The sequence below is a fragment of the Methylobacterium sp. E-066 genome (assembly GCF_022829635.1).
Taxonomy (GTDB): domain Bacteria; phylum Pseudomonadota; class Alphaproteobacteria; order Rhizobiales; family Beijerinckiaceae; genus Methylobacterium.
Window position 1 is genome coordinate 1 of sequence record NZ_JAKSYO010000123.1, and the last position, 22492, is coordinate 22492.

21 protein-coding genes and 1 pseudogene are annotated in these 22492 nt (G+C 65.3%); 15 read left to right on the forward strand and 7 right to left on the reverse strand.

Annotated features, from left to right (window positions below; all coding sequences use genetic code 11):
- Nucleotides 1-421: 421 nt before the first annotated feature.
- Nucleotides 422-682, reverse strand: a complete 261-nt coding sequence (locus MKL20_RS17895) for a hypothetical protein (protein WP_244037799.1) — start codon at nt 680-682, stop codon at nt 422-424.
- Nucleotides 672-1100, reverse strand: coding sequence for a DUF5681 domain-containing protein (locus MKL20_RS17900; RefSeq protein ID WP_243972119.1), 429 nt, complete (start codon nt 1098-1100; stop codon nt 672-674). The genes MKL20_RS17895 and MKL20_RS17900 overlap by 11 nt, the downstream gene beginning before the upstream one ends.
- A gap of 202 nt (nt 1101-1302) precedes the next feature.
- Between MKL20_RS17900 and MKL20_RS17905 the strand changes: the two genes are divergently transcribed.
- From MKL20_RS17905 to MKL20_RS17915, 3 genes are all read left to right on the forward strand, one after another.
- Complete coding sequence (locus tag MKL20_RS17905) at nt 1303-1503, forward strand: hypothetical protein (RefSeq protein ID WP_244037800.1); 201 nt, start codon at nt 1303-1305, stop codon at nt 1501-1503.
- Nucleotides 1504-1514: 11 nt separating this feature from the next.
- Nucleotides 1515-1718 carry a hypothetical protein gene (locus tag MKL20_RS17910; protein ID WP_244037801.1) on the forward strand — a complete coding sequence of 68 codons (204 nt, stop codon included), beginning with the start codon at nt 1515-1517 and terminating at the stop codon, nt 1716-1718.
- A 63-nt stretch (nt 1719-1781) separates the two neighbouring features.
- On the forward strand, nt 1782-2099 hold the full coding sequence (locus MKL20_RS17915) for a hypothetical protein (RefSeq protein WP_244037802.1): 318 nt from the start codon (nt 1782-1784) through the stop codon (nt 2097-2099).
- A 151-nt stretch (nt 2100-2250) separates the two neighbouring features.
- Here MKL20_RS17915 and oxlT read toward each other — a convergent pair whose 3' ends face one another.
- On the reverse strand, nt 2251-3522 hold the full coding sequence (oxlT, locus tag MKL20_RS17920; RefSeq protein ID WP_244037803.1) for an oxalate/formate MFS antiporter: 1272 nt from the start codon (nt 3520-3522) through the stop codon (nt 2251-2253).
- Between the two features lie 142 nt (nt 3523-3664).
- Here oxlT and MKL20_RS17925 point away from each other — a divergent pair, with 142 nt between their 5' ends.
- The 3 genes and pseudogenes from MKL20_RS17925 to MKL20_RS17935 form a co-directional block, all read left to right on the forward strand.
- Entirely contained in the window at nt 3665-4459 is a 795-nt protein-coding gene (locus MKL20_RS17925; protein ID WP_244037804.1) for a DUF1194 domain-containing protein, read from the forward strand.
- 222 nt (nt 4460-4681) lie between these two features.
- Nucleotides 4682-5605, forward strand: coding sequence for an alpha/beta hydrolase (locus MKL20_RS17930; protein WP_409568166.1), 924 nt, complete (start codon nt 4682-4684; stop codon nt 5603-5605).
- Nucleotides 5606-5876: 271 nt separating this feature from the next.
- Nucleotides 5877-6125 (forward strand): annotated as a pseudogene (locus MKL20_RS17935) (hypothetical protein); the annotation flags it as partial.
- A 1-nt stretch (nt 6126) separates the two neighbouring features.
- Here MKL20_RS17935 and MKL20_RS17940 read toward each other — a convergent pair.
- A complete protein-coding gene (locus tag MKL20_RS17940) occupies nt 6127-6297 on the reverse strand; it encodes a hypothetical protein (RefSeq protein WP_243972132.1) in 171 nt (56 codons plus the stop codon).
- A gap of 3 nt (nt 6298-6300) precedes the next feature.
- On the opposite strand from MKL20_RS17940, the gene MKL20_RS17945 reads away from it, so the two are divergent.
- Complete coding sequence (locus tag MKL20_RS17945) at nt 6301-6570, forward strand: hypothetical protein (protein WP_243972134.1); 270 nt, start codon at nt 6301-6303, stop codon at nt 6568-6570.
- 594 nt (nt 6571-7164) lie between these two features.
- Here MKL20_RS17945 and MKL20_RS17950 read toward each other — a convergent pair.
- Nucleotides 7165-7563: a hypothetical protein gene (locus MKL20_RS17950; RefSeq protein ID WP_244037806.1), complete on the reverse strand. Its 399-nt coding sequence runs from the start codon at nt 7561-7563 to the stop codon at nt 7165-7167.
- Nucleotides 7564-8677: 1114 nt separating this feature from the next.
- On the opposite strand from MKL20_RS17950, the gene MKL20_RS17955 reads away from it, so the two are divergent.
- The 7 genes from MKL20_RS17955 to MKL20_RS17980 all read left to right on the forward strand — a co-directional run bounded on the left by MKL20_RS17955 (nt 8678) and on the right by MKL20_RS17980 (nt 17698).
- On the forward strand, nt 8678-9856 hold the full coding sequence (locus MKL20_RS17955) for a zinc-dependent alcohol dehydrogenase (protein ID WP_244037807.1): 1179 nt from the start codon (nt 8678-8680) through the stop codon (nt 9854-9856).
- A gap of 245 nt (nt 9857-10101) precedes the next feature.
- Complete coding sequence (locus MKL20_RS17960) at nt 10102-10503, forward strand: hypothetical protein (protein ID WP_244037808.1); 402 nt, start codon at nt 10102-10104, stop codon at nt 10501-10503.
- A 367-nt stretch (nt 10504-10870) separates the two neighbouring features.
- Nucleotides 10871-14653, forward strand: a complete 3783-nt coding sequence (locus MKL20_RS17965; protein WP_244037809.1) for an EAL domain-containing protein — start codon at nt 10871-10873, stop codon at nt 14651-14653.
- A 53-nt stretch (nt 14654-14706) separates the two neighbouring features.
- A complete protein-coding gene (locus MKL20_RS33005) occupies nt 14707-14841 on the forward strand; it encodes a hypothetical protein (RefSeq protein WP_279594834.1) in 135 nt (44 codons plus the stop codon).
- A gap of 241 nt (nt 14842-15082) precedes the next feature.
- The gene (locus MKL20_RS17970; RefSeq protein WP_244037810.1) at nt 15083-15508 is read left to right on the forward strand and encodes a hypothetical protein; all 426 of its coding nucleotides are present in this window, start codon (nt 15083-15085) and stop codon (nt 15506-15508) included.
- 215 nt (nt 15509-15723) lie between these two features.
- Nucleotides 15724-17412 carry a methyl-accepting chemotaxis protein gene (locus MKL20_RS17975; protein ID WP_244037811.1) on the forward strand — a complete coding sequence of 563 codons (1689 nt, stop codon included), beginning with the start codon at nt 15724-15726 and terminating at the stop codon, nt 17410-17412.
- A 7-nt stretch (nt 17413-17419) separates the two neighbouring features.
- Nucleotides 17420-17698, forward strand: a complete 279-nt coding sequence (locus MKL20_RS17980; RefSeq protein ID WP_244037812.1) for a hypothetical protein — start codon at nt 17420-17422, stop codon at nt 17696-17698.
- Nucleotides 17699-17951: 253 nt separating this feature from the next.
- On the opposite strand, the gene MKL20_RS17985 is transcribed toward MKL20_RS17980, so the two are convergent.
- Together MKL20_RS17985 and MKL20_RS17990 are read right to left on the reverse strand one after the other, a co-directional pair.
- Nucleotides 17952-18491 (reverse strand): hypothetical protein, encoded by a 540-nt coding sequence (locus MKL20_RS17985; protein ID WP_244037813.1) that lies wholly within the window; start codon nt 18489-18491, stop codon nt 17952-17954.
- 1305 nt (nt 18492-19796) lie between these two features.
- On the reverse strand, nt 19797-20609 hold the full coding sequence (locus tag MKL20_RS17990; protein WP_244037814.1) for a helix-turn-helix domain-containing protein: 813 nt from the start codon (nt 20607-20609) through the stop codon (nt 19797-19799).
- 510 nt (nt 20610-21119) lie between these two features.
- On the opposite strand from MKL20_RS17990, the gene MKL20_RS17995 reads away from it, so the two are divergent.
- Nucleotides 21120-22472 (forward strand): transposase, encoded by a 1353-nt coding sequence (locus tag MKL20_RS17995; protein WP_244037815.1) that lies wholly within the window; start codon nt 21120-21122, stop codon nt 22470-22472.
- The last annotated feature ends 20 nt before the right edge of the window (nt 22473-22492 follow it).

The window sequence follows — 22492 nt, forward strand, 5'->3', positions numbered from 1 at the left end:
GGCTCCAGCCGGCAGGCCGGTGATCTGAGCGCAGGCGCTCAGCATCTGCCAGAGCTCGGACAGGGACGCCGCTGGCCTTCGCTCGATTGGGCCAGCTATGGCCACGAGCGGTAACACAGAGACGACCGCCGAAGCGGCGCCGACCGACATAGCGATCAACGTCCGCCTCCGGAAGAGCATCACGCGATGTGAAGCCCGCCCCTGCCGCCGGTCGGCGTGCGGTTGCAGGAGATGTTTGGATCCTACACCCGCCACGATCCGCCGCTTGTCCGCATCGACTTGTACCTGCTGAGCCCGTCCTTCGGCTTTGGCGGGGCCTTCGGGGCGACGCCCGGCCTGACGCGGTCGAGCAGCTGCCCGATAAGGCCAAGGGCGTCCACCATGTCGTCGTGAACGCCCGCAAGGAAGCGCAGCGCCTCTACTACCCCGCCTTCTGTCGCTGCTGCGTCTGCCAGTCCGCGATGAACGCCTCGATTTGGGTGGCCATTTCCTTGTCGGCCGGGTGAGGGGATGCCTCCAGGCTCGACACCATGGCGCCGAAGGACGGCCACTCGGACGCCATGTCGTTCAGGCCCGCCACGATCTGCCGGTCGAGCTCGGCGTCGGATAGACCCGAGAGCGCACCGAACCGCGGATTGGCCTCTATCTTGGCGAGGCTGGCTTCCAGAACCTTAGAGTACATTTCCCATAGCCTCCTCGATGCGGGCGAGCCGGCGGTCCAGGTCCACCGCCTTGATCGCCTCGACGTGCACGCCGACAGCCGCGCTGACGTCTCGGGCCTCGCTCGGGGTCAGTTCGCCGTCAGCTACCGCCTGCATGAGCTTCGCGGTGGCGACCGGCACGTCCGCGATCTTCTCGATCACCGGCATGTCGAACTGCACCACCCGGTCCTTGCGGGGCGGGCACAGCCGATCGAGGCACAGCCGCAGCGCGGGGCCGTCGCCGTCCAGCGCCATCTCGACCGCCTTGCGGGTCAGCGCCTCGGCCTCGCCGTCCAGGATCGCCTCAACGGCCTGGGTGGTGCGGTTGCGAGCACCTTTCGGCCGGCCGCCGGGGTTACCGCTCTGGCCAGGTTTGAAAGCCTTGCCTTCACCTCGCATGGGTCGTGTCCGTCATCCGAGCTGGCTGTAAATACAGCCGGGGAACAGCCAGGTTGGCTGCGCCGTGAAAGAATATAGCATCGGCTATCAGATTTCACGACCGAGCCGTGTCAATCTGCACCAGACTACAGGTGCCCTGGCGGCTCCCCTCCGGACCTTCGCTGTCACATGCCGCGTTGCTTACAAACACGGAGAGCCGCTGATGCCCGACGAGCCGAAGATCTCGAACACGCAGACTGTTGCTGACATGGAGTACGACGCCGAGCGCTGGGCGCGCGTTGGCGCCGAACACGGCACACATCCCAAGAAGGTCGCACCGACGACCGAGACGAAGCCAGAGGTTGGGCTGTCGCAGAAAGGGACCGACGAAGACGCGATCGTGAAGCGCGAGACCGATATCTGAGAGGAACGAGCATGGCTGACGATCGGATCGACACGCAGGCTCAGCGGATGCCCCAGGGCAAGCCGCCAAGCGAGGGGCTGGCGAATACTCCGCAGGACACCGCCACCGGTGCAATCAAGGCGCAGGACGGTCCCATGGATCGGGCCGGCACGGAGAAAGAGGAGGCCATACAGGGTGGGGCGAGCCTTGGGGCCGAGCGCGACAAGTCCGAATGAAAGTCGAATGGCCTGCCCCGTGCCTGAGTCCTCCGAGAACCTACGTTTGTGCGAGGCTTCAGAATGGCTGGCGATATCGTCCCACAAACCCGGGGCTGGCAGGTGGCCATAGCAACGGCAGAGCCGCCGATCCTGCGGGTGAGCGGTGAAATCGAACTCGGCAATACGAACGAGCGGCCACGCCTCAGTTTGTCTGAGCCGGCAAGCCCGGATCCATCAGTGTTGGTCTTAAACCTCGATGTCGTCATCGACGGACCGAGCGAGTTGGCGATGCATTGGGCGGCGGTGGCGTTCCGCCACCCGATCTCGGAAGCGGCCCCCAAGACCCTGCGGCTGCTATGGATGGGCGTAGAGATCGCGAGCCTGACCGTCGCCGAGTGATCAAGAACGGTTACGAACGAGATCCTATCAGCCCAGCCGATGTCATACCGCGCGAACAATCGTGGCGCGCGCGGTGGCCCAATCGAGGTCGACCTTGGCGACTGGCTGCATCAACTCGCCGAAGGCGGCAAAACCGCCAGCGGCGTCCGCATCAAGCTGTCGCGGTGCCGACGATGAGCGGGGACACACCGCGCGCCTCGATCCACCCCCGACGCATCGGCCGAAGTACGAGAAACGCAAGTGCTGCCGTGAACACATCCAGAGCGATAGCGATGCCAAACACCGGCACCCAGTTGCCGGCGGCGTCATGGACCAGAGCCGCTATAGGCCCACCGAGCAGCGAACCGACGCCTTGGGCCATGTAGAGGAAGCCGTAGTTCGTCGTGGCATGCTTGGTACCGAAGGTGTCGGTCAAGAGCGAAGGGAACAGGGAGAAGATCTCGCCCCATGCGAAGAACACCACGCCTGAAAGCAGGGCGAAAGCATAGGGGTTCTGGCGATTGTAGAGCAGCAGGCAAATGGCACAGGCTTCCAGGGCAAAGGCAATTGCCATCGTCTGCTCGCGACCGATCTGATCCGAGACCCAGCCAAAGAAGGGACGCGTCAGGCCATTGGTGACGCGATCGAAGGTCAGGGCGAACGGAAGAGCCGCAAAGCCGAACACTAGCGCGTCGGCGACGCCAAATTCCCGAGCGAAGGCCGCAAAGTTGGCGGTGACCATCAGGCCGCCGGTCGACATCATCGTCATCATGACGAACATCAGCCAGAACAATGGCGTGCGCAGCATCGCCTTGGGAGCCGTGTTGGCTGCCGTACCAGTCAGGCGGCTGGGTTTGACGGCCGGAACTTCGTCCGGATGAGGCGCGCGTAGACCAAGAGCGGCCAGAAAGCCGACGGCACCGAGGATGATGCCGAAGACGAGTAAGGTTTGCCGGAAGCCGGCGGCTTCCATCATGTTGGAGATCGGGAACGTAGTGATCATCGCGCCCATGCCGTAGCCGGCCGCCACGAGGCCGGCTGCAAAGCCGCGGCGGTCCGGGAACCACCGCACCATGAGTCCGACGATGCCAACGTAGACGATGCCGGTTCCGAGCCCGCAGAGCAGGCCATAGGTAGCGTAGAGACCGATCAGACTCTCAGCATAGGAGGCCATGACCCAACCGAGACCGCTGAGGGCGGCACCCAGGGCAATCATCAGCTTGGCACTGAAGCGTTCGATCAGGTAGCCCTGCACAGGAGAAAAGAAGGTTTGCAGCACGATCACCACGGTGAAAGTGACCTGCACGGCTGCGAGCGAGGCGTTGGTGGCGGCCTGGAATGGCTTGACGAACAGTGTCCAGACGTATTGCGGGCTTGAGATCGTCATCATGACGATGAGCCCAAGGCCGAGCTGCAGCCAACGGCGTTGATCAAGCTTGTCCATAACTCACCTCACTGGAGGAAGTGAGCCCGCAAGATCTGTGCGCTTTCAGGCAGGCATGCTGCTTGACGGCAGTGAGCGCAACCGTGTCGCGGTTGTGACGCGCCAGGCCTGTGCCACACTGAGGACGCGTTGGAGAACCCTCATGCGCCTCGCGGTGGTCGCCGCCATCCTGTGCACTCTCGTACCGCCGGTGCGACAGACGACGGCGCAGGCAGCGGGCACGGAGGTCGACCTCGCTCTTGTCCTTGCGGTGGACGTGTCGCTCTCAATGGATCCCGAGGAGCAGCAGGTTCAGCGCGACGGCTACGTCGCTGCCTTCCGATCTGAAGTCGTTCAGACAGCGATCCGCCAAGGCCTCATCGGTCGGATCGCTGTGACCTACGTCGAGTGGGCGGGGACGCACAGCCAGTCTGTGGTCGTGCCTTGGACGGTGATCGGTACGACTGCCGAGGCCGAGAACTTCGCCGATCAGCTCGCGCGAATGCCGCCGCGCCGTAACATTTGGACCTCGATCTCTGCGGCACTCGACTTCTCGGTCGGGCTCCTGCGCACGTCTGGGTTCGAGGCGACGCGCCGCGTCATCGACGTCTCTGGCGATGGTCCCAACAACGACGGCCGCAAAGTCACCGAGGCCCGCGATGATGCGGTGGCGGCAGGTGTCGTCGTCAACGGGCTGCCGCTGATGATCAAGGCGCCGACGGGCCCCTACGACATCCCCGATCTCGATCTTTACTACCGGGATTGCGTTATCGGCGGTCCCGGCGCCTTCATGGTGCCTGTGCGAGACCCGGGTGAGTTCGCTACAGCGATCCGCACCAAGATCGTGCGGGAGGTGGCCGACACCATACCGACCGCACCGCAGGTTCTGTCGGTACAGGCGTTCAGCCGAGGTCGCTGCGCGACCGCGAGCCGCCATAGTGGATATGACGACCCCTAAAAACGCACGCCGACCAGAGCGACAGTGAAAAGACGACATGCTCGGCCGGGTTGAGGTCAGGGCGGAACGGCCCGCCCATGCGTCACGGGCGGGGATCAATGACCAAACTCCCAGATCGGGATGCCCGGGAGCCTGTAAGGCTTCCAGTAGCGGGTCAGGTGAGCGACCGACCATTCGTCACCGAAATTGCTTAGCCTGGCGTCCTCTCCCCACGAGGACGTCATGTTTCTTGATCGTCGCGCGCTTCTCCTCGCTGTTGCCGCTAGTACCCTTGCGGGCCGTTCCCATGCTGATCCGGCGCCACAGCGCCTTCAGCTCTGGCCCGGAACCCCGCCCGGCGGTGGTGGCCCGACGGGACCAGTGCACGAGAAGGATGGGATGATCTCCAACATCGCCATACCCATCCTCGAAGTGTTTGCTCCGGCCCGGCCGAACGGCGCTGCGATGCTGATCGCGGCAGGCGGAGGCCTAACCGGCATCAGCCAAGCCGAAGAGGCGTATCCCGCCGCGCGATGGCTGACAGATCAGGGCGTCACAGCCTTCGTCCTGACGTATCGCCTTCCCCAAGAAGGCTGGCACGATCCAACCCCGGCGCCCTTACAGGATGGTCAGCGTGCCTTACGGATGATCCGTGCGACGGCGGACCGGTACGGCATCGACCCGGGGCGCATCGGCGTGCTCGGCTTCTCGGCGGGCGGCTATGTCCTTGGTTTGGTCACCGTCCGCAGCGATTGCCATTCCTACACGCCGGTCGACGCGGTCGACAAACAATCGGCTCGCCCGGATTATGCCGTGCTCCTCTACCCGGTCGTGAGCCTGGATGCGCCGTCTGAACGGACCGCGACGGCACGCAAGGAGGTAGGCGAACACGCGAGCCGCGAGGTGCGGGATGCATGGTCGGTGCAGAGCTACGTGCGCGCGGACGATCCGCCAATGTTCATCGTGCAGGCTGCCGACGATGCGACCGTGAACCCGCAGAACGCGAGCCTGCTCGAAGTGGCCTGTCGGGAAAACGGCGTACCGGTCGAGTTGCATCGGTTCGATACCGGCGGCCACGGCTTCGGTATGGGGCGTCCAGGGACATCGACGACCGCTTGGCCGGGTCTGTGTCGAGCCTGGTTGGCCCGGCAGGGGATCCTACGCTGACCTCGACCATGCCTGAAGGCATCCACGATTTCGTTAATCGTGATCCGGCTGACGTCCCGCGCTCCACCGCCGAACAGGAGCAACGTGATTGCGGCTGTCAAGATTGTGATGGGTGAGGGGGCCGATTGGGCCCGGCGGGGTCTGACGCATACGCTGGCCGGCGCTGCCAGCAAGCTCACGGTAGACCGCAGCAGGGTACGGTAGCCGATGGCAGCAGTACGGTAGCGGTTACGGAGGGATGAGGGGTACCGTAGCCGAGGCCGGCCGCTGACGGGATGGATGGGGGCGCCGGATCCGGCTCAAGGCTGGGGCAGTGGACGTTCTTGGTCGTGCCCGCCAGACCAGGGTCGTTCTGGCCGCGGCGCATCGGAACCACGACACGGCCGACAATGCGGACGCCAACCTCGCAGCCTTCTACCAGCGCTGCCACATGATCCACGACCGGCCGGAGCACCGGCGCCGGCGGTGGCGCACGCTGTTAGGGGCGCTCGGCGACCTGTTCGGTGGCCCTTACACCTGAGCTACGGCGTGTAGCCGGTGGGGTCTTGCAGGCTCGAGCTGTGCCAGCTCATCGAGTAGCTGTGCTGGCGGTCGCTGGAGAGACGGTCGTGCGCTGCCGAGCCCTCATAGCCCTCGCCCTTGCCGTCGGTGTGCACGTCGCGCCCGTTCACGCGCAGAGCCAGGATGAGCAAGCCTTGGCCCTGCTCCGGGCTGCCAGCGCGCAGTCCGCGATCATCACGTTCTGCGGCAAGCACTACGCGATCGATGGCACGACCGCCCTGCGGATCTCTCAAACCACACGTGATGTGGCCACCAAGGTGCTAGGTAAGGAACAGGCCAATGCGGCTTTCAAAGACGAACTGGCGCGGCGCTACGCCGAGGTGAAAGCGGTTGGCGAGCAGCAGTGGTGCACTGAGCAGCGTGCAGCGTTTGCAGATGATGAGCCCCGGATCTTCAAGAACTGAAGTCGCGAGTGGGCCCCTCAGTCCGTTAGCACGGCAATGAGCGAAAACGAACCGGCGAGCATAAACGTGCCCGCGATGAGCAAGGCGATCAGGAGCATCTCGGAAGCCTCAAGTGCCGAACAGCGCCGCTTCCTCATGAACGCTTATGGCCACGCTCGGTTGCGCTCGGCCGATTGCTGAGCATCAGCCGGCTCAATCCCCGCCAGCGTCTCCAGCATCGTCGTTCGCGACGAGGAGCCAGTCGGACAGGATGAGGACGACCGCCACGGCCACTTCACCGGCGGTCTGAATGGCTCTTCCCGCCTTCGGCTTAGGCTCTCGGCCCGAACCTCGGCGATCAGCTCGCGCGCCAGCCGGTCGATCTCTTCATCCGAGAGCTTCCGGCCTGGCTCGTCGGTCATGCATGTAGACCTGTCAGCATCGGGGCTCGACCCCGCCCCGATCTGCTCACGGGGCGGGGGAGCATCCGATCTCACCAGCGGTAGGCCGATACGCAACTTGGCCCTACAGCATCATGCTAAAACCCAGTTACGATCGAGTGTATGGCGCCATTTGCAGGCCGACTGCACGTGACTCTGGCGTAAGACGCGAACCTCAGTAGCCGTAGTATCCATACGGACGACGGTAATAACCGTAGGGGCCGCCGTAGTAACCTACTGGAGCATACCCACCGTAGGGGCCGCCGTAGCCATATCCGTAACCGCCGGCGAGGCCGTATCCGACAGCTGCACCGGTCAGGAGGCCCAAACCCAGGCCGTAGCCCCCGTAGCCATAACCGCGGCCATAGCCGTAACCGAAGCGGCCATAACCGCCACGGAACCCACCGTAGCCCCCACGGAAGCCAGCGCCCCGGAAGCCCCCGCCGAACCCGCCGAACCCGCCGCCGCGGAAGCCACCGCCACCGAAGCCACGGGCGTCAGCGCCAGTTGGGACGAAGGCAAATGCAGCCAGCAGTGCCGTTGAGGCAAGAGCCAAGCGTTTCATCAGGATCATCTCCTATCCGCGAAGTCTGATCCAGAAACTCATCCGCAGGCAGGACGGATCCAGGCGCGGCACGTCCAAGGTGCCGCAGATTTGTATCGTTGTGTTGCTGTATAGAAATAAAAACCCGACCAAGGGGAGATGATCCTTGGTCGGGCGCTTCTGTATCAAGCAATATGGGGCGGTGCTGCTCGATAAAGTTGCCCATCCAACCGAGTATGCGAGCCTAAGTTCCCCGATGTCGAGCGTAAGCAGCACACCGTCAGTGCACGAGCTGTGATGCTTGCGATGTGCCGTGCAGGCTGTAGTCCCAGTGCCATGTCGTGCCGCCTATAACTCTTGCCTGATCCGCACCCCAACCGGCGAACCAGTCCACGACGCGGCGTGAAGTGGGGCCACAACCGGGAACGACAGGGGTGTGGAAGTGGGGTCCTATTCCCTACAGACCAAGGCACCCGTAGTCACGGGGCGTGCCGGGCGAGCCGATCCGCACTGGGGTGCACAGGTGTGCAGAGAACATCTCCGAGCCTTCCCGAACAGGTACGAACGTCCGAGAGCGTCGGCGCTGTTTCGAGCTGCGCCGCGGTGTTTCGATCGGCTTCGGCTTGAGGGCGCGGACCACGGCGATATGGGTCCCGGCGCCTTCAGTGGGTGTGGTGTGATGCCTTCGAGGTACTGAGCTATTCGTAAGCTTGTGCTGAGGCGACTGAGCCGGGGCTGAGCCGTCAGCCGCGTTCCTCCAGGATCGACCCCGTGAGCCCGGCTCTCACACTCCTGCGCCGTGCCGGTTGCCTTCGGCAGGTCGCGGTTGGGCCATGGTCACGAGACGGTAGCGTGCGGCAAGGGGCGGTCGCCGACGGCAGCGCTACGGTAAGAAGCACAGTAGCCGGAGGGGTATCACACCATACGCACTGAAGGTGCGGAGGGCATCCTGTGGATCGTAGGTCCGGCCGTGCTGCCCGGGCATGGGCTCAAGAGGAGGGCATGAGGGCGGTTGTCGAGGCAGCCTTGTGCTCTCGCTGGAGCGCTGTGTCCTCACATCAGTGAGAAAGAGGCCGTTCGCCCGGGAACAGCACGAGTTGCGGATGGCTATCCCTGCAGTTTGCACCTGCGGGAGAACGGTTCGATGAAAGCGCTCACATGGCAGAGCCGAGGCAAGATCACCTGCGAGACCGTTCCTGATCCCAAAATCGAGCACGGGCGCGACGTCATCATCAAGGTCACCGCCTGCGCGATCTGCGGCTCGGACCTGCACCTGATGGGCGGTTTCATGCCGACCATGGAGTGCGGCGACATCCTCGGCCATGAGACGATGGGCGAGGTCATCGAGGTCGGGCGCGACAACCACAAGCTTAAGGTGGGCGACCGCATCGTGGTGCCGTTCACGATCTGCTGCGGCGAGTGCCGCCAGTGCAAGTGGGGCAACTGGAGCTGCTGCGAGCGGACCAACCCGAATGGCAAGCTGCAGGCCGAGACCTATGGCTACCCGCTCGCCGGCCTGTTCGGGTTCTCGCACATCACTGGCGGCTATGCAGGCGGTCAGGCCGAGTACCTGCGGGTCCCCTATGCCGACGTCGGCCCCATCGTCGTACCCGAGGGTCTCACCGACGAGCAGGTCCTGTTCCTCAGCGACATCTTCCCGACGGCCTACCAGGCGGCGGAACACTGCGACATCGGCCCGGAGGACACGGTCGCGATCTGGGGCTGCGGTCCCGTCGGCGTGCTCGCCGTGAAATGCTGCCTGATGCTCGGCGCCAAGCGCGTCATCGCCATCGACAGCGTGCCCGAGCGGTTGGCGCTGGCGCGTGAGGCCGGTGCCGAGACCATCGATCTCGCGAGCCAGAACGTGCAGGACACGCTGATGGAGATGACCCATGGCCTCGGTCCGGACTCGGTCATCGAGGCGGTCGGCATGGAGTCCCACGGGGCTGATACAACCCTGCAGAAGGTCTCCTCCGCGATCATGGAGCACACCGTCAGCCTGGAGCGGCCGTTCGCGCTCAACCAGGCGATCCTGGCGTGCCGTCCCGGCGGCAACGTCTCGATGCCGGGCGTCTTCGCCGGACCTGTCGGTCCGGTCGCGCTCGGGGTGCTGATGAACAAGGGCCTCACCCTCAAGACGGGCCAGACGCATATGGTTCGCTACATGAAGCCGTTGCTGGAGCGCATCCAGAACGGTGACATCGATCCGTCCTTCATCATCAGCCACCGGTCCACCAACCTGGAGGAGGGGCCAGCGCTCTACGAGGCGTTCCGGAACAAGACCGACAACTGCACCAAGGTCGTGTTCAAGCCGCACGGTTGAGATTGAGCCAGAGCCGCTCCTTGTGATCAGGAGAGGGGCGGCTCCTTCCGCGTTTCACGGGCCGACGTCGGCATCTCTGCGCCCGACGTCGTGCCGAATTGGGCGCACAGGGCAAGGCACAAGCCCCAGACCGGCGTTTCATGAGTCGTCGATGTAAAATATAATTTCGTCAGAGGACGGCATTGACTATTTCGGCTTGCATACTCGGGACTGATCCTGGGGCTCTACTCACCGGAGCTACCCCGATGCCCGACCCCACCGATCGCCGTTCCAGGTACGAGATCGAGGCTTTGGAACGCCACGCCGCCGCGCAGGCCAAGTACAACCACACACGCATCGAGATCTGCGCCCCACGGCGTGAGGACGTCGCCCGCATCGCCCTATTCGTCACGCTGATGCAGTACCGCGGGTCGAAGCACGATGGCGCCCGCGCTGTGGTTCGGATGGCCATGGTCGATCTGCTGGTGGACGCCGGGTTTGATCGGGAGGCCGCCGGCAAGACGTTCGACAGCATGGTCCCGCGGGTTGGGGACGATCTCGACAGCTACCTCATGAAGCGCAAGGCCGATCGTGCTGTCCGGAATGGCTGGCGCGCGCGCAACGGCTTGGCGTCACTCCCGGACCGATCAGCCGCTGATAAGGAGTAACGGGGGAGTGCGGGGGGCAGAGGTCAGCCGCTGATCGAGATAGGCGTTACCTCCAGGCTCGACACCGCCCTTTCCGAAGCCGCCTGAGTCCCCCAAGGGCGTTCGATGGCTTGCGTCCGGCGGGACAAATTCCGCCGCTCGGCACTCCATACGACGTCGGCATAGGGTGGCGAATGGAAGTTGGATTAACACCCGAGAACAGGCCTCCGGTTATATGCCCAATGCTATCGGACTATAGCCATCCAACGGCGTGAGCCCAGGTGAGCGCATTTTGTCGGGAATGGTTCATTAAAACCCTATCGCTACAACCCGGGCGCGCATCGACTGGAGTGGTCTTCGCCTCCCAGCCAGACAGGTGGGTGAGTAGATGGTTGCGATTGCATCCAACGAAGCGGACCGGCTGGCAGCCCTACGCCAGCTCGCGATCATGGACACGCCGAACGAGGCGCACTTCGACGCTGTCTGCCGTCTGGCGCGCGATCTGTTCTCAGTCCCGATCGCCCTCGTCTCGCTGGTCGAGGAAAACCGGCAGTGGTTCAAGGCGAAGTGCGGTACCGACCTCGACGGTACGGAGCGAAGCATCGCCTTTTGCAACTACACCATTCTCTCCGACGACGTGCTCGTCGTCGAGGATGCGACGCGCGACCCGCGCTTCGCTGCGAACCCGATGGTGCAGGGCGAGCAAGCCATACGGTTCTACGCAGGGGCGCCGTTGATGCTCCGATCGGGCATCCATGTCGGGGCGCTCTGCATCAAGGACACGGCGGCGCGCTCCTTCTCGCCCGAGCAAGTCCGTCAGCTTCGCGATCTGGCCGAGATCGTCGTCGCACACCTGCACTTGCGTGAGGCACAACGAGATCACGAGGCCGAGATCGCCGAGCGCATGCACGTCGAGCGGCGCCTTCGCGCGGCGGCGGAGTTCCAGGCCATCGCCGAGGCGACGGCCAGCCTCGGCCACTGGCGCATCGACGTGGCCGGGCGCACGATCGCGTGGTCAGCGGGCATCGCGAGCGTCTTCGGCCGCAATGAAGCGCTCGACGTGCTCGATCTTGAAACTCACCTCGGCTTATACCATCCCGACGACCGCGCGGCGGTGCGGGCGCGCATCGAGGCGGCGATGGCCGACCGCAGTGAACTGCCGCGCGGCGGCTACGAGCACCGCTCGCGTGTGCTGCGACCGGACGGTGAGGTCCGGTACGTGTCCGTGCACGGCGTTGCCGAGCGGGATGAGGCGGGTCGCGTGCTGTCGATCCACGGCGTGTGCCTCGACGTGACCGATCTAGCCCGCTCCGAGCAAGAGCTTCGCGATACGGGAGCGCTGCTACGCGCGACGCTGGAAGCGATGGGCCAGGGCCTCGTCATGACCGACGCCGACGATCGCGTCCGGGTACACAACGGCCGCGTTGCCGCCCTGATGGGTGTGCCCGAGAGCCTGCTCTACGACGGCGCGCCCTTTGCCGCCGTCCGGGCGTATCAAGCGGCGCAGGGCGAGTTCACCCACCTGCCGGATCGGCTCAGACGATGGCTGGAGTGTGGTGAGCCGGAGTTGCGCGTCCGCGACTACGAGCGTGAGCGGCCGAACGGGACTGTGCTCGAAGTACACACGCTGCCAGTGGCGATGGGTGGGTTCGTGCGCACGTTCACGGACGTGACCGCCCGGCGCGTGGCCGAGCGCGCGTTGTCTGAGAGTGAGGTGCAGTACCGCACCTTGGCCGATGCGCTACCGCAACTCGTCTGGATCATGACGGAGGTCGCGGGCGAGGCGAGCTATGTCAACCGCCGCTTCACGGACTATTATGGGGCGATCGGCGCCTCGCGGGCCGCCCGGCTGGCCCGCAACCATCCCGACGATGCCGGGCGGATGGAGGCGGCATGGGCGGCGGCGCGCTATCGGCGGGAGGGCTACGAGGTCGAAGGACGCCTGCGCCGCCATGACGGCACCTACCGCTGGCACAAGCTGGTGATGAAGCCGGTGTGTTCCGGCGGTGCGGTCGTCGAGTGGATCGGCACCGCGCTCGACATCGACGATCTGGTCGAGGCCAGACACCGGCTGGAGGAGACCACCGATCTTCTGCGCCTCGCCCAGGACGCGGCAGGGGCTGGTTTATGGGAATGGGACATCGGCGGTTCGGTTCGGCTCTCGCCCGCCGGCGCTCGCCTCCTCGGTCACGGTGAGGCGGACGGTCCCGTCGAGATGTCGCTCGACACCTGGAAGGCGCACGTGTGGCCGGAGGATCGTTCCTGTCTATCGGCGGACGTCAAGCGCGCGCTGACGGCACGGGAGGCCTACACCTCGGAGTTCCGCGTCGGCGGCCTAGACGCATCTCGTTCACCGCGTTGGCTGCAAACGTTCGGGCGCGTGGTGTACGACGAGCGCAGCAACGATCCGGTTCGCTTCGTCGGCCTGTACCTCGACGTAACGACCCGGCGCGAGGCCGAGGAAGCCCTGCGCGCGAGCGAGGCTCACCTTCGAATCAGCGAGGAGCGTCTCGCGCTGGCCCTCGACAGCGGTGAGGACTGCCTGTTCGACTGGGATCTCGCGAACGGCAGCTTGTGGGCGACCGAGCGCTGGCGGGACAAGCTCGGCCTCGTCGGCAATCTGGCTCAGCCCACCACATCGGCCTGGATCGCCGCGATCCACCCCGAGGACCGCGAACGCGTCGCTGCGGTCACGCGCGCGCACCTCAAGGGTCTGACCCCCTCGCTCGAATGCGAGTATCGCGTGCGCCGCACGGACGGGTTCGCCTTCTGGGTACTGGCCCGCGCCCGCGTGGCCAGCCGCACGCCGGACGGGCAAGCCTTGCGTTTGGTCGGTACGCTGATCGACATCTCACAGCGCAAGGAGGCCGAGGCGCGCATCGAGCACATGGCGCTGCACGACGCGCTGACCGGACTGCCGAACCGCAACCTGTTCCAAAAGTGCCTCGACCACACTCTCCGCCGAGCAGCCCATGCGCCCGACCAATACGCCGTGCTCGCGCTCGACTTGGACAGGTTCAAGGCCGTCAACGACACCTACGGTCACATGGCTGGGGACCGCGTCCTATGCCTCGTGGCCGAGCGCCTTCGCGCGATCGTGCGCGAGCCGGACACCGTGGCGCGTTTCGGTGGCGACGAGTTCGCTGTGATCCTGTCCGACATCGACGGCGGCGAGGCGGCGGCACAAATCTGCGAGCGCATCATCGTCGCCGTAGGTGAGCCGCTCCTGCTCGACGGCAGGGTGATCGACATCGGTATCAGCATCGGGTTCGCCCTCCTGTCGGACGACCGCGCGACCGCCGAGGAGGTGTTCAAGCGCGCCGACATGGCGCTGTTTGAGGCCAAGGCCGCTGGCCGCGATACCTACCGAATGTTCGAGGCCGAGGCGCACGCGCGCGCCGCCACACGAAGTTCGCTTGCCCTCGACATGAAGGAGGCGATCCGGCGGAGTGACTTCTTCCTCGTCTACCAGCCGATTATCGACGTGACGACCGGGGCAATCGTGAGCTTCGAAGCTCTGATGCGCTGGCAACATCCCGTGCGCGGCCTGATTTCGCCGGGCGAGTTCATCCCAGTCGCAGAGGACGCGGGGCTGATCGTGCCGCTGGGCACCTGGGCGCTACGCGAGGCATGTACTGAGGCGCTGAACTGGCCTTCCTCAGTGCGCGTGAGCGTCAACGTCTCTGCGGTGCAGTTCCGCGGCGGCCTTGAGGAGGCTGTCGTGACTGCCCTATCGGCGACTGGTCTCCCGGCACGGCGCCTGCAACTTGAAGTGACCGAGAGCCTGCTAGCGCAGAACCCGGACCAGGCCGTGGCGGTGCTGCACCGCCTGCGCGATCTCGGAGTCCGCATAGCCCTCGACGACTTTGGCACCGGGTACTCCAGCCTGAGCTACCTGCGGCGTTTCCCTTTCCACCTGCTGAAGATAGACCGCGCATTCATTCGCGACATCGCCGACCCGGACGCGGCGGCGATTGTGCGGGCGGTGGTGGGCATCGGCGAGCGGCTGAGCATGGGCATCGTCGCCGAGGGCGTCGAGACTGCCGAGCAGCTTGAGCTTGTACGCCGTGAGGGCTGCATGCAGGTCCAGGGCTACCTGTTCAGCAAGCCGCTTTCCGTCGCTAAGGCACGCGCATTCGCCGAAGCTCACCGTGAGCAGGTGGCAGCCTGACGGAAGACCGGCGCGCCATTCGGCGATCTAGCGGAGCAACGACCCGGCGTAACTTGCAGTCCGACAAGTCCATCGCTCTTCTCTGCCATCTCCAGACTCACCAACGCGATCTCATCGTGGTGATGGCCGAGCACCGGAAAAACGGCGGCATCCCATTCGTGCTCGTCACCGGTTACAACCGGGAGTGATCCCGGTAAAGTTCGACGGCGTCGACTGGCTGGAGAAACCGGTCTAGCTCCGGCAGATCGTCGCGGCCGTCCGGCGGCTACTCACACCGAGTGCATAGTCAGAGAGCGGACGTTCCGAGGGTCCGAAAAGGGCCAACAGCGGCCCCTTAGCGATGGGTGGCACACTTCAGACCTAAGCCATCAAACAAGCGAGAGCCTTACCGCTACGCTTTCTTCACGCTGGGTGGCACAGTGCGGCCCCATGCCGATCCGGCCCGAGCACCGCTTCTTCTACCCGATCGACTGGCGCGAGCTGTCGATGGCGATCCGCTTCGGCCGGGCTCAGGGCCGGTGTGAGAGCTGCGGGCGGCCGCACGGGCAGATGGTCTACCACCTCGGCGATGGCCGCTGGTGGGACGCCGAGGCTGGCCGCTGGCGGGATGGATGGGGCCGCCGGATCCGGGTTAGGGTGGGCACCGACATCCTTGGCCGCGCCCGCCGAACCCACGTCGTTCTGGCAGCCGCTCACCGGGATCACGACACGGCCAACAACGTGGACGCCAACCTCGCGGCATTCTGCCAGCGCTGCCACATGATCCACGACCGGCCGGAGCATCAGCGAAGGCGCAGGCGCACGCTGTTCCGAAGGAAGGCGATGGGCGACCTGTTCGGTGGGCCCTACGCCTGAAGGCCCGCTAGTGGGACCTCATTTACCGCTCCGCTGGGATGTCGAGGCGACGATGGACTGCCATCACTAAGCTGGAAGCGACCTCGTCAACACCTCCCCTCACGGATAGCGGCGCTTTCACCGTATTGCTGCACGCTATTAACCATTTCCCGGCACGGCTTAATGCCGGCGGCTACAAGCATTCCCGGCTCGACGGCTGCCTGACGAGGTCAGCCGTGTCGCTTCAGCCCATGTCCATCCGTACCAAACTGATAGCCGCATTCTCGATCTTAGCCCTGCTCATTGTCGGGTTAGGTCTGCTGGGGCTTCTAGGCACGCAGAAAATGCGTGAGCAGGCGCTCGATATCGAGACGAACTGGTTGCCCAGCGTCCGCGCACTCGGCGAAATTGACACGCTCACCGCCCGCACCTCTGGCTCCATGCTGCGGCACACGCAGGCCACGGATCCAGCGCTGCTCGCCAGCATCGAGACAGACACCGAGCGCTTCGGCAAGAAGCTCGACGAGAAGAAGGCACTCTATGAGAAGCTGATCAGCTCGGCCGAGGAGCAGACGCTCTACGAGACCTTCACGCGGGAATACCGCAACTTCGAAACTGTGCGGGACGCTGTTCTGAATTTGTCGCGCAAGGGGCAGAAAGCCGAGGCGTTCGCGCTCTACGAAACCAAGGGCCTTATCCCGCGTCGCGCGGCCTCTGCAGCACTCGATAAGCTCAGCATTTTGAACAAGGATGGGGCTGCGCAAGCTCAGGCCAAGAGCAAGGCCGTGTACGAGGACACGCGGACATGGGGGATATCCGCCATGATCCTCGGCCTCGTGCTTTCCGTAGCGGCAGCGGTGGTAATCGTCCGAGGCGTAACCCGAAGCATCGACTCGGTCGTGCAACCGATGCAGGCGCTGGCAGGCGGAAACCTGTCGGTGAGCGTCCCCCACCAGGGCGCTAAGACGGAGATCGGCACGATCGCGGACGCTGTCCAGGTGTTCAAGGACGGCCTGATCCGCATGAAGGCGCTGGAAGAGGAGACTGCGGAGGCCCGCTTGGCCGCCGAGGAGCAGCGCAAGGCCGGCATGCGCCAGATGGCCGACGGCTTCGAGGCCGCGGTCGGCGGCATCATCGGCATGGTGTCCTCCTCGGCCACCGAACTGCAAGCTACTGCTCAGACGATGACCGCCACGGCGACTGAGACGGCGAGCCAGTCGACGACGGTCGCGGCCGCGGCGGAAGAAGCAGCCTCCAACGTCAACACGGTGGCGGCTGCCGCCGAGGAACTCGGCTCATCGGTTCAAGAGATCAGTCGGCAGGTTGCCGGCTCGGCTGAACTGGCGCAGCTTGCCGTACATGAGGCGGATCAGACCGGGGCGCTGGTGCAGGAACTGAGTGCCGCGGTGGCGCGGATCGGCGACGTGGTCGGGCTGATCTCGACCATCGCCGGCCAGACCAACCTGCTGGCCCTCAACGCTACCATCGAGGCGGCCCGGGCCGGGGCAGCCGGCAAAGGCTTCGCCGTCGTTGCCTCCGAGGTCAAGGCGCTCGCCGAGCAGACTGCCAAGGCCACGAGTGAGATCTCCGGACAAATTGCCCGGATCCAGGCCTCAACTGGTCAGGCGGTTGCATCGATCTCTGGCATCACCGGGCGGATCCGGGAGATCAGCGGCGTGGCGACCTCGATCGCGGCAGGTGTAGAAGAGCAGGGCGCGGCCACCCAGGAGATCGTGCGCAACGTCAGCCAGGCTGCGATGGGCACCGGCGAGGTGACCAGCAACATCTCGGGCGTTGCCGGCGCGGCCGAGGAGACCGGCGCGGCGGCGAGCCAGGTGCTTGGGGCGGCCTCGGAGCTGTCGCGCCAGTCCGAGCACCTCGCCGCCGAGGTGGGACGCTTCCTGGCGACCGTGCGCGCGGCGTAAGGCGACGATGGATACCGTAGATCCCTGGGACCTCGTTCTATTCGACGAGGTTCAAGGTCACACGGCGGCCCTGGCCGGCGCCTTCGCTGAAGGCGTAGATTTAGGTTCCCGCGGGGCGCAGATCCGCGCCCTGGGGGAGTCGTTGGGGACGATGATTGAAGCGTTGCGCCTAGAGCTTGCCGGGCCAGGCAGACATCTACAAATCGATGTCACGCTTCTGGATCTCGATCAGCTCACTCGTATGGCAAGGGCCGCCCGTACCTACGGGATAGACGAGGCTGATTGAGCTTGCTGATCGGTAGGTTCTCACGTTGACAGGCCATGGGCCGGCACTTGCGGTCTCCAGTCCCGCCGCCGCACCGACCCTCACGCGACTGCCCGGCCAAGGCTTCACGGGCGGCCTACGGGGAACTGGCCCGCAGATCGTCTGTCGTCGCGAGCTTGCCCGCCGCACGCCTTGCGGTGTCGCGAACGCCTCGTGCGCGCGGACGGGAAGAAGCGGGGCTTTAGCAGGAGTAGGAGGTGCTGTCGCCGTCAGATCACCGGCGGCTGAAGGCCGTCCATTGCGTCACGACTGACTCGTCGGCCGGAATATAGGCGTCTACGATGGCACCCTTCCGGTTCACGACGCAGATCATCGCCGCTTCCCGCACCTCGTACATCATCGGCCGCTCGTAGGTGATACGGAACCGCACCGGAGCGAAGTAGTCGCCTTTCTTGTCGGTTCTGTCCGCGCCCGCCGAGACGGCCTCGACCTGCTTCATGCCGGCCTTACCGGCCTCACTCATGACGGTGGCCCGGCAGGTATCAACCGTGCGGTTGCGGCCCGGCACCTCGGGCAGCGTCTGTCCTATGGTCTGAAGGGCGGCGGATGTGCCCTTCACCAAGCCGGTGCCGGGTACCATCGACAGGATGGTCTGCTCGCCAGCCGCGTCAGAGGCAGGTCCGATCGGCGCGATTTGCCAAGGCATCTGCCACGTGGCCGCTGACGTGTCCGGCGCTGCGGGCGCATCTTGCGCTAGCGCAGGGCCGGCCAGGACGGAGACGACGGTAGCGCAGCAGATCGAACGAATGAACATCACGGCTTTCCTTCTTCGCGGGGGTGAACGAGAGGCCGCGGCATCGAGCTAGTCCGTCGGCGCGAGGGCGGGTGGCAGCATCCAGGGTGCGGACGGCGCAGAAGCAGGTGACGGGCCGGCCGAGCGCTCGGCTCGTGCTCGGTGCAGGGAGGCGTGCGCGATCGCGCCGGCATCGACCCGTACCCGAGCTGATCTCGGTAGGCCGATGATGCTCGCCGTCTGCTCGGCGTTGCGGTAGGGCACCCGCGTCTGGGACGCCGTCGCCACTACCCTTGGCTGACGCAGCGATCGAGCGTGCCCTGCGGGGCTGGGCTTCAGGATTGGCAAGGTCACGGCCCGGACGTCAGGCGGCGTGATCGGGCTCGTTCGATCCGCCACTTGCTGCGCAGGATCTGGGTTGAGCACCGCCACGCGGCCGGGAGGGAGCGCAGTGGTGATCGTCGGTGCGGGACGAACGAGGATCTCGGTCGGGGCCTGTGTCTGCATCGAACGAAGCGGCAGGATCGGCGCAGGGGTCGGCCCCGTCGGCAGGGCTCGCGTCGGCTCCGTCCTGGCTCGATCCTGCGATTGTTGCGGCACATCTGGTTCAAGCGTCGCTACCACGGGCGGCAGGGCCGATGTCGCGACATCCGGGCGTTCGGTGCGCTCATTCCAAACGGACGACTGTTCGTGCGTTAGACGCGCCGCATCGAGGGGGGCACGGCCGATCAGCGGCAGGCGCGGGTTGGCGCGGGGCGGCAGGAATCCCGGCCGCTCCGCGGTGTCCGCTGGATCCGGATCCAGGAAACTGCGCGGTCCGTCCGCAGGCGGTGAAGCATCCGGATTGTCTCGCGTCGATAGCGGCCCGGTCAGGTGCGGGACCTCAACCCACGCCGGAAAGATGACGGGAGCTTCGACGGGCACAGCAGATGATGTGCGGCGCGTAGACGTCGGCGGCATCCAACCGCTGCGAGGGGCAAGCCACGTTACGCCTACTGCGAGCAATGCCAGAGTAGATAAGCAGGAAATTGAGATTGTAGCGCAGGCTGACAACGGGTCACCGCGCCTAACGACCCTGAGGTGCCGGGCGACGCCGATGGGCTCCAGGTCGCCGACTATAGCCAGACCGCGATTTAACATCTGTTAGAAACTGGGCTAGCCCAGGAACAGTTCAAGGCTGCGGCAAAGTCGAATCACGAGCAGTCGAAGACCGTTAAAAGTGCATTTGTGTGGCCTGAAGATTCAGGTGTGCCAGAACGCCCGTTCTAAAACGGCGCATTGGGTTTGTTCGTAATACCGTCCGCCCGCAGACCGTCACCGCATAGCTCAGCCCGCCCGGATTCGAGAATATGCCGCGCGGTCGAGGTCGCCAGCCGCTTGTCGGCAGCTCTTTTTCGGTTCCGTTTTTCCCGATTCTGACAGGACTAGAACTTCAGTAGGCGTGCGCTTCGCGGATTTGCACCCTCCCCTCTGGGCCGGCGAGGCGGAAGCGGACGATCCAAGTCTGGATAGTGGACCTCGCATCCGTACCAGCCGCAGCCAGGCGGTCCACTCGGGCGAGACGATACGGACGATGTTGGTGTCGTTGCGGAAGCCGGTGATCTGGCGCTCCTCGACGGTCACCAGCCCGAGCTTCCGGGCCTCCCGGATGGCGTTGCGCACGGTGGTCTCGGCCACGCCCGTGACTGCGGCGAGGTTCGGCACCGACAGGCGGCAGTCCTTTCGCCGTGCCACCTCGGCGGCCACCAAGGCGAGGACCGCCTGCTCGGCCAGCGTGAACCGGGCCGCTAGCCCTGGCGGTAGGCGGCCAGAGGCGGCCCAGCGACGACGGCGCTCCATCGAGGCGTCCGTGCGTGGCCGGGAGCCGACGGCCCTCCTGGGGGCTCCTGCGAAACCTGATACGTTCTTGGCGGGATCCCCTGTTTGGGGTGTGACGGTTTCTGTTGGGTTCGAGGTCTGTTCGGACCACGGTCTACCCGTGGACAATGTTCTCGCCTCGATGAGCCCGGACAGGCTCTCGGCCTCGGCTTCCGTGACCTTCCCATCGCTGTAGGCGCGCCATAGCGCAGCCGTGACAGCCGGTAGCGCGGCGCGCGAAGCCGCTTCCGCCTGTCGGCGGATCTCATCGGCATAGTTCATCGAACTCGGTCCCTCACGGGCCGCGGCTAGGGTCCAGGCAAAGCCTTCCCGTTGACGGAAACAGGTTCCGTCTTGACACCCCGGGGGGTCTCATGGCTTGTGAGGGGAGATGAGTCCGGCCTCACAGGCCCTCGGTTTTCAGCAGCCTCTTCCTTGCCGGGAAGGGGCTGTTGGCTTTTCAGGGTCTATCTCGCGGCGACGGTCTCCTGAATGGCGGCCACGACTCGCCGAGGCGGGTGCAGCCGGAACGGTCCATGTCGGCCGGCAGGCGCCTCTAAGTCAACGTGAGCGGGCTCATTGCGGCCTGGTAGCCGAGATCTGATGGGCTAACCCCTGCCTGTCTGCGCGCTCTGTCACGGTCGCTAATGCAGGCCGCCTCCTCGGCTGCGGTGTGTTGATGATGCAGCCGGCTAAGCTCGACTTTGGCCATTTCGACCGGTCGTGGAACGCGCTGGGTGACGAAGCGGGCGTGATGGATAGGCTGGTGGTGTCCCTCGCCAGAGACGCCTCATGCCGCACCTGCCTGCCCGCTTCGCTGGGATCATCCTGTCCTTCGCTCCGCTGTTCGTCCACCGGTCGTGGCGGCACGCTCAGGCCCTGCTGATCGGTGCGATCCTCTGTCCGGGTCGGCGCACGGTAGCGAGCGTGCTGCGGATCACGGGCAGGGCACGCGACCGACATTTCGTGAACATGCACCGGGTGCTCAGCCGCGCGGCATGGTCCCCCCATGCTGGAGCCCACATGCTGCTTCGGCTGCTCGTCGAGGCCTTCGTCCCACACGGCCCCGTGGTGCTGGCGCTCGACGACACGATCGAGCGGCGCTGGGGCCGCCGTATCCAGGCCCGAGGGATCTACCGTGATCCGGTGCGTTCGTCAGGCGTCCACTTCGTCAAGACCAGCGGCCTGCGCTGGATGAGCCTGATGCTGCTCACACCCATACCCTGGGCGGGTCGGGTCTGGGCATTGCCGTTTCTGACCGTCCTCGTCCCCTCCGAGCGCGCCTGCCGGGAACGCGGTCATCGGCACAAGACCCTGCTCGATGTCGGACGGCAGATGACCCTGCAGGCGCGCCGCTGGCTGCCGGGGCGCGATCTCGTGCTGGTGGGCGACAGCGCCTTCTCGGCCTTGTTGTTTCTCGACGCCCTGCGCCGCGGCGGCGTCACCGCCATCACCCGCCTGCGCCTGGATGCGGCGCTCTACGATCCAGCGCCCCCAAGGCCTCCGGGTACGATCGGGCGCCCACGCAAGAAGGGTGTGCGGCGACCAACCTTGTCCAAGATCCTGATCGACCCGGGCACCCTCTGGCAGCAGGTGAGCGTGCTGGGCTGGTACGGCATGGGCGAGCGTAAGATCGAGATCACCTCGGCCACTGCCGTCTGGCATCATTCCGGTCTACCAGCAGTGCCGATCCGATGGGTTCTGATCCGCGATCCCGAGAAGCGCTTCGAGCCCCAATCGCTGCTCTGCACCGACCCCGCACGAGACCCGACCCAGATCGTGACGTGGTTCGTCCGGCGCTGGCAGGTCGAGGTCACCTTCCAGGAAGCGCGTGCCCATCTCGGCGTCGAGACCCAGCGGCAATGGTCCGACAAGGCCATCGCTCGTACGACCCCCTGCCTGCTCGCCCTGTTCTCCATCGTCACCCTGCTCGCCACACGGCTCCCAGCACGTGAGCGACGGCAGGGGGCGGCGGCGGCGTGGTACCCTAAAGCACAGCCCACCTTCTCCGATGCTCTCGCAGCCGTCCGTCGAACCATCTGGCGCCAGGAAGCTTCTTCGATGTCAGGCCGCAGGCGCGACCGCAGGAAACGTCGGTTCCGTCTTCCACCAGCCTGGGCCTTCGCCCTGTGCCAGGCGGCCTGAATGGCCAAAGTCGAGCTAAG

Coding starts and splice junctions, on each gene's coding strand:
- MKL20_RS17895 (WP_244037799.1), bottom strand. CDS start 682: ATGTACTCTAAGGTTCTGGAAGCCAGCCTCGCCAAGATAGAGGCCAAT.
- MKL20_RS17900 (WP_243972119.1), bottom strand. CDS start 1,100: ATGCGAGGTGAAGGCAAGGCTTTCAAACCTGGCCAGAGCGGTAACCCC.
- MKL20_RS17905 (WP_244037800.1), top strand. CDS start 1,303: ATGCCCGACGAGCCGAAGATCTCGAACACGCAGACTGTTGCTGACATG.
- MKL20_RS17910 (WP_244037801.1), top strand. CDS start 1,515: ATGGCTGACGATCGGATCGACACGCAGGCTCAGCGGATGCCCCAGGGC.
- MKL20_RS17915 (WP_244037802.1), top strand. CDS start 1,782: ATGGCTGGCGATATCGTCCCACAAACCCGGGGCTGGCAGGTGGCCATA.
- oxlT (WP_244037803.1), bottom strand. CDS start 3,522: ATGGACAAGCTTGATCAACGCCGTTGGCTGCAGCTCGGCCTTGGGCTC.
- MKL20_RS17925 (WP_244037804.1), top strand. CDS start 3,665: ATGCGCCTCGCGGTGGTCGCCGCCATCCTGTGCACTCTCGTACCGCCG.
- MKL20_RS17930 (WP_409568166.1), top strand. CDS start 4,682: ATGTTTCTTGATCGTCGCGCGCTTCTCCTCGCTGTTGCCGCTAGTACC.
- MKL20_RS17950 (WP_244037806.1), bottom strand. CDS start 7,563: ATGATCCTGATGAAACGCTTGGCTCTTGCCTCAACGGCACTGCTGGCT.
- MKL20_RS17955 (WP_244037807.1), top strand. CDS start 8,678: ATGAAAGCGCTCACATGGCAGAGCCGAGGCAAGATCACCTGCGAGACC.
- MKL20_RS17960 (WP_244037808.1), top strand. CDS start 10,102: ATGCCCGACCCCACCGATCGCCGTTCCAGGTACGAGATCGAGGCTTTG.
- MKL20_RS17965 (WP_244037809.1), top strand. CDS start 10,871: ATGGTTGCGATTGCATCCAACGAAGCGGACCGGCTGGCAGCCCTACGC.
- MKL20_RS17970 (WP_244037810.1), top strand. CDS start 15,083: ATGCCGATCCGGCCCGAGCACCGCTTCTTCTACCCGATCGACTGGCGC.
- MKL20_RS17980 (WP_244037812.1), top strand. CDS start 17,420: ATGGATACCGTAGATCCCTGGGACCTCGTTCTATTCGACGAGGTTCAA.
- MKL20_RS17985 (WP_244037813.1), bottom strand. CDS start 18,491: ATGTTCATTCGTTCGATCTGCTGCGCTACCGTCGTCTCCGTCCTGGCC.
- MKL20_RS17990 (WP_244037814.1), bottom strand. CDS start 20,609: ATGAACTATGCCGATGAGATCCGCCGACAGGCGGAAGCGGCTTCGCGC.
- MKL20_RS17995 (WP_244037815.1), top strand. CDS start 21,120: ATGCCGCACCTGCCTGCCCGCTTCGCTGGGATCATCCTGTCCTTCGCT.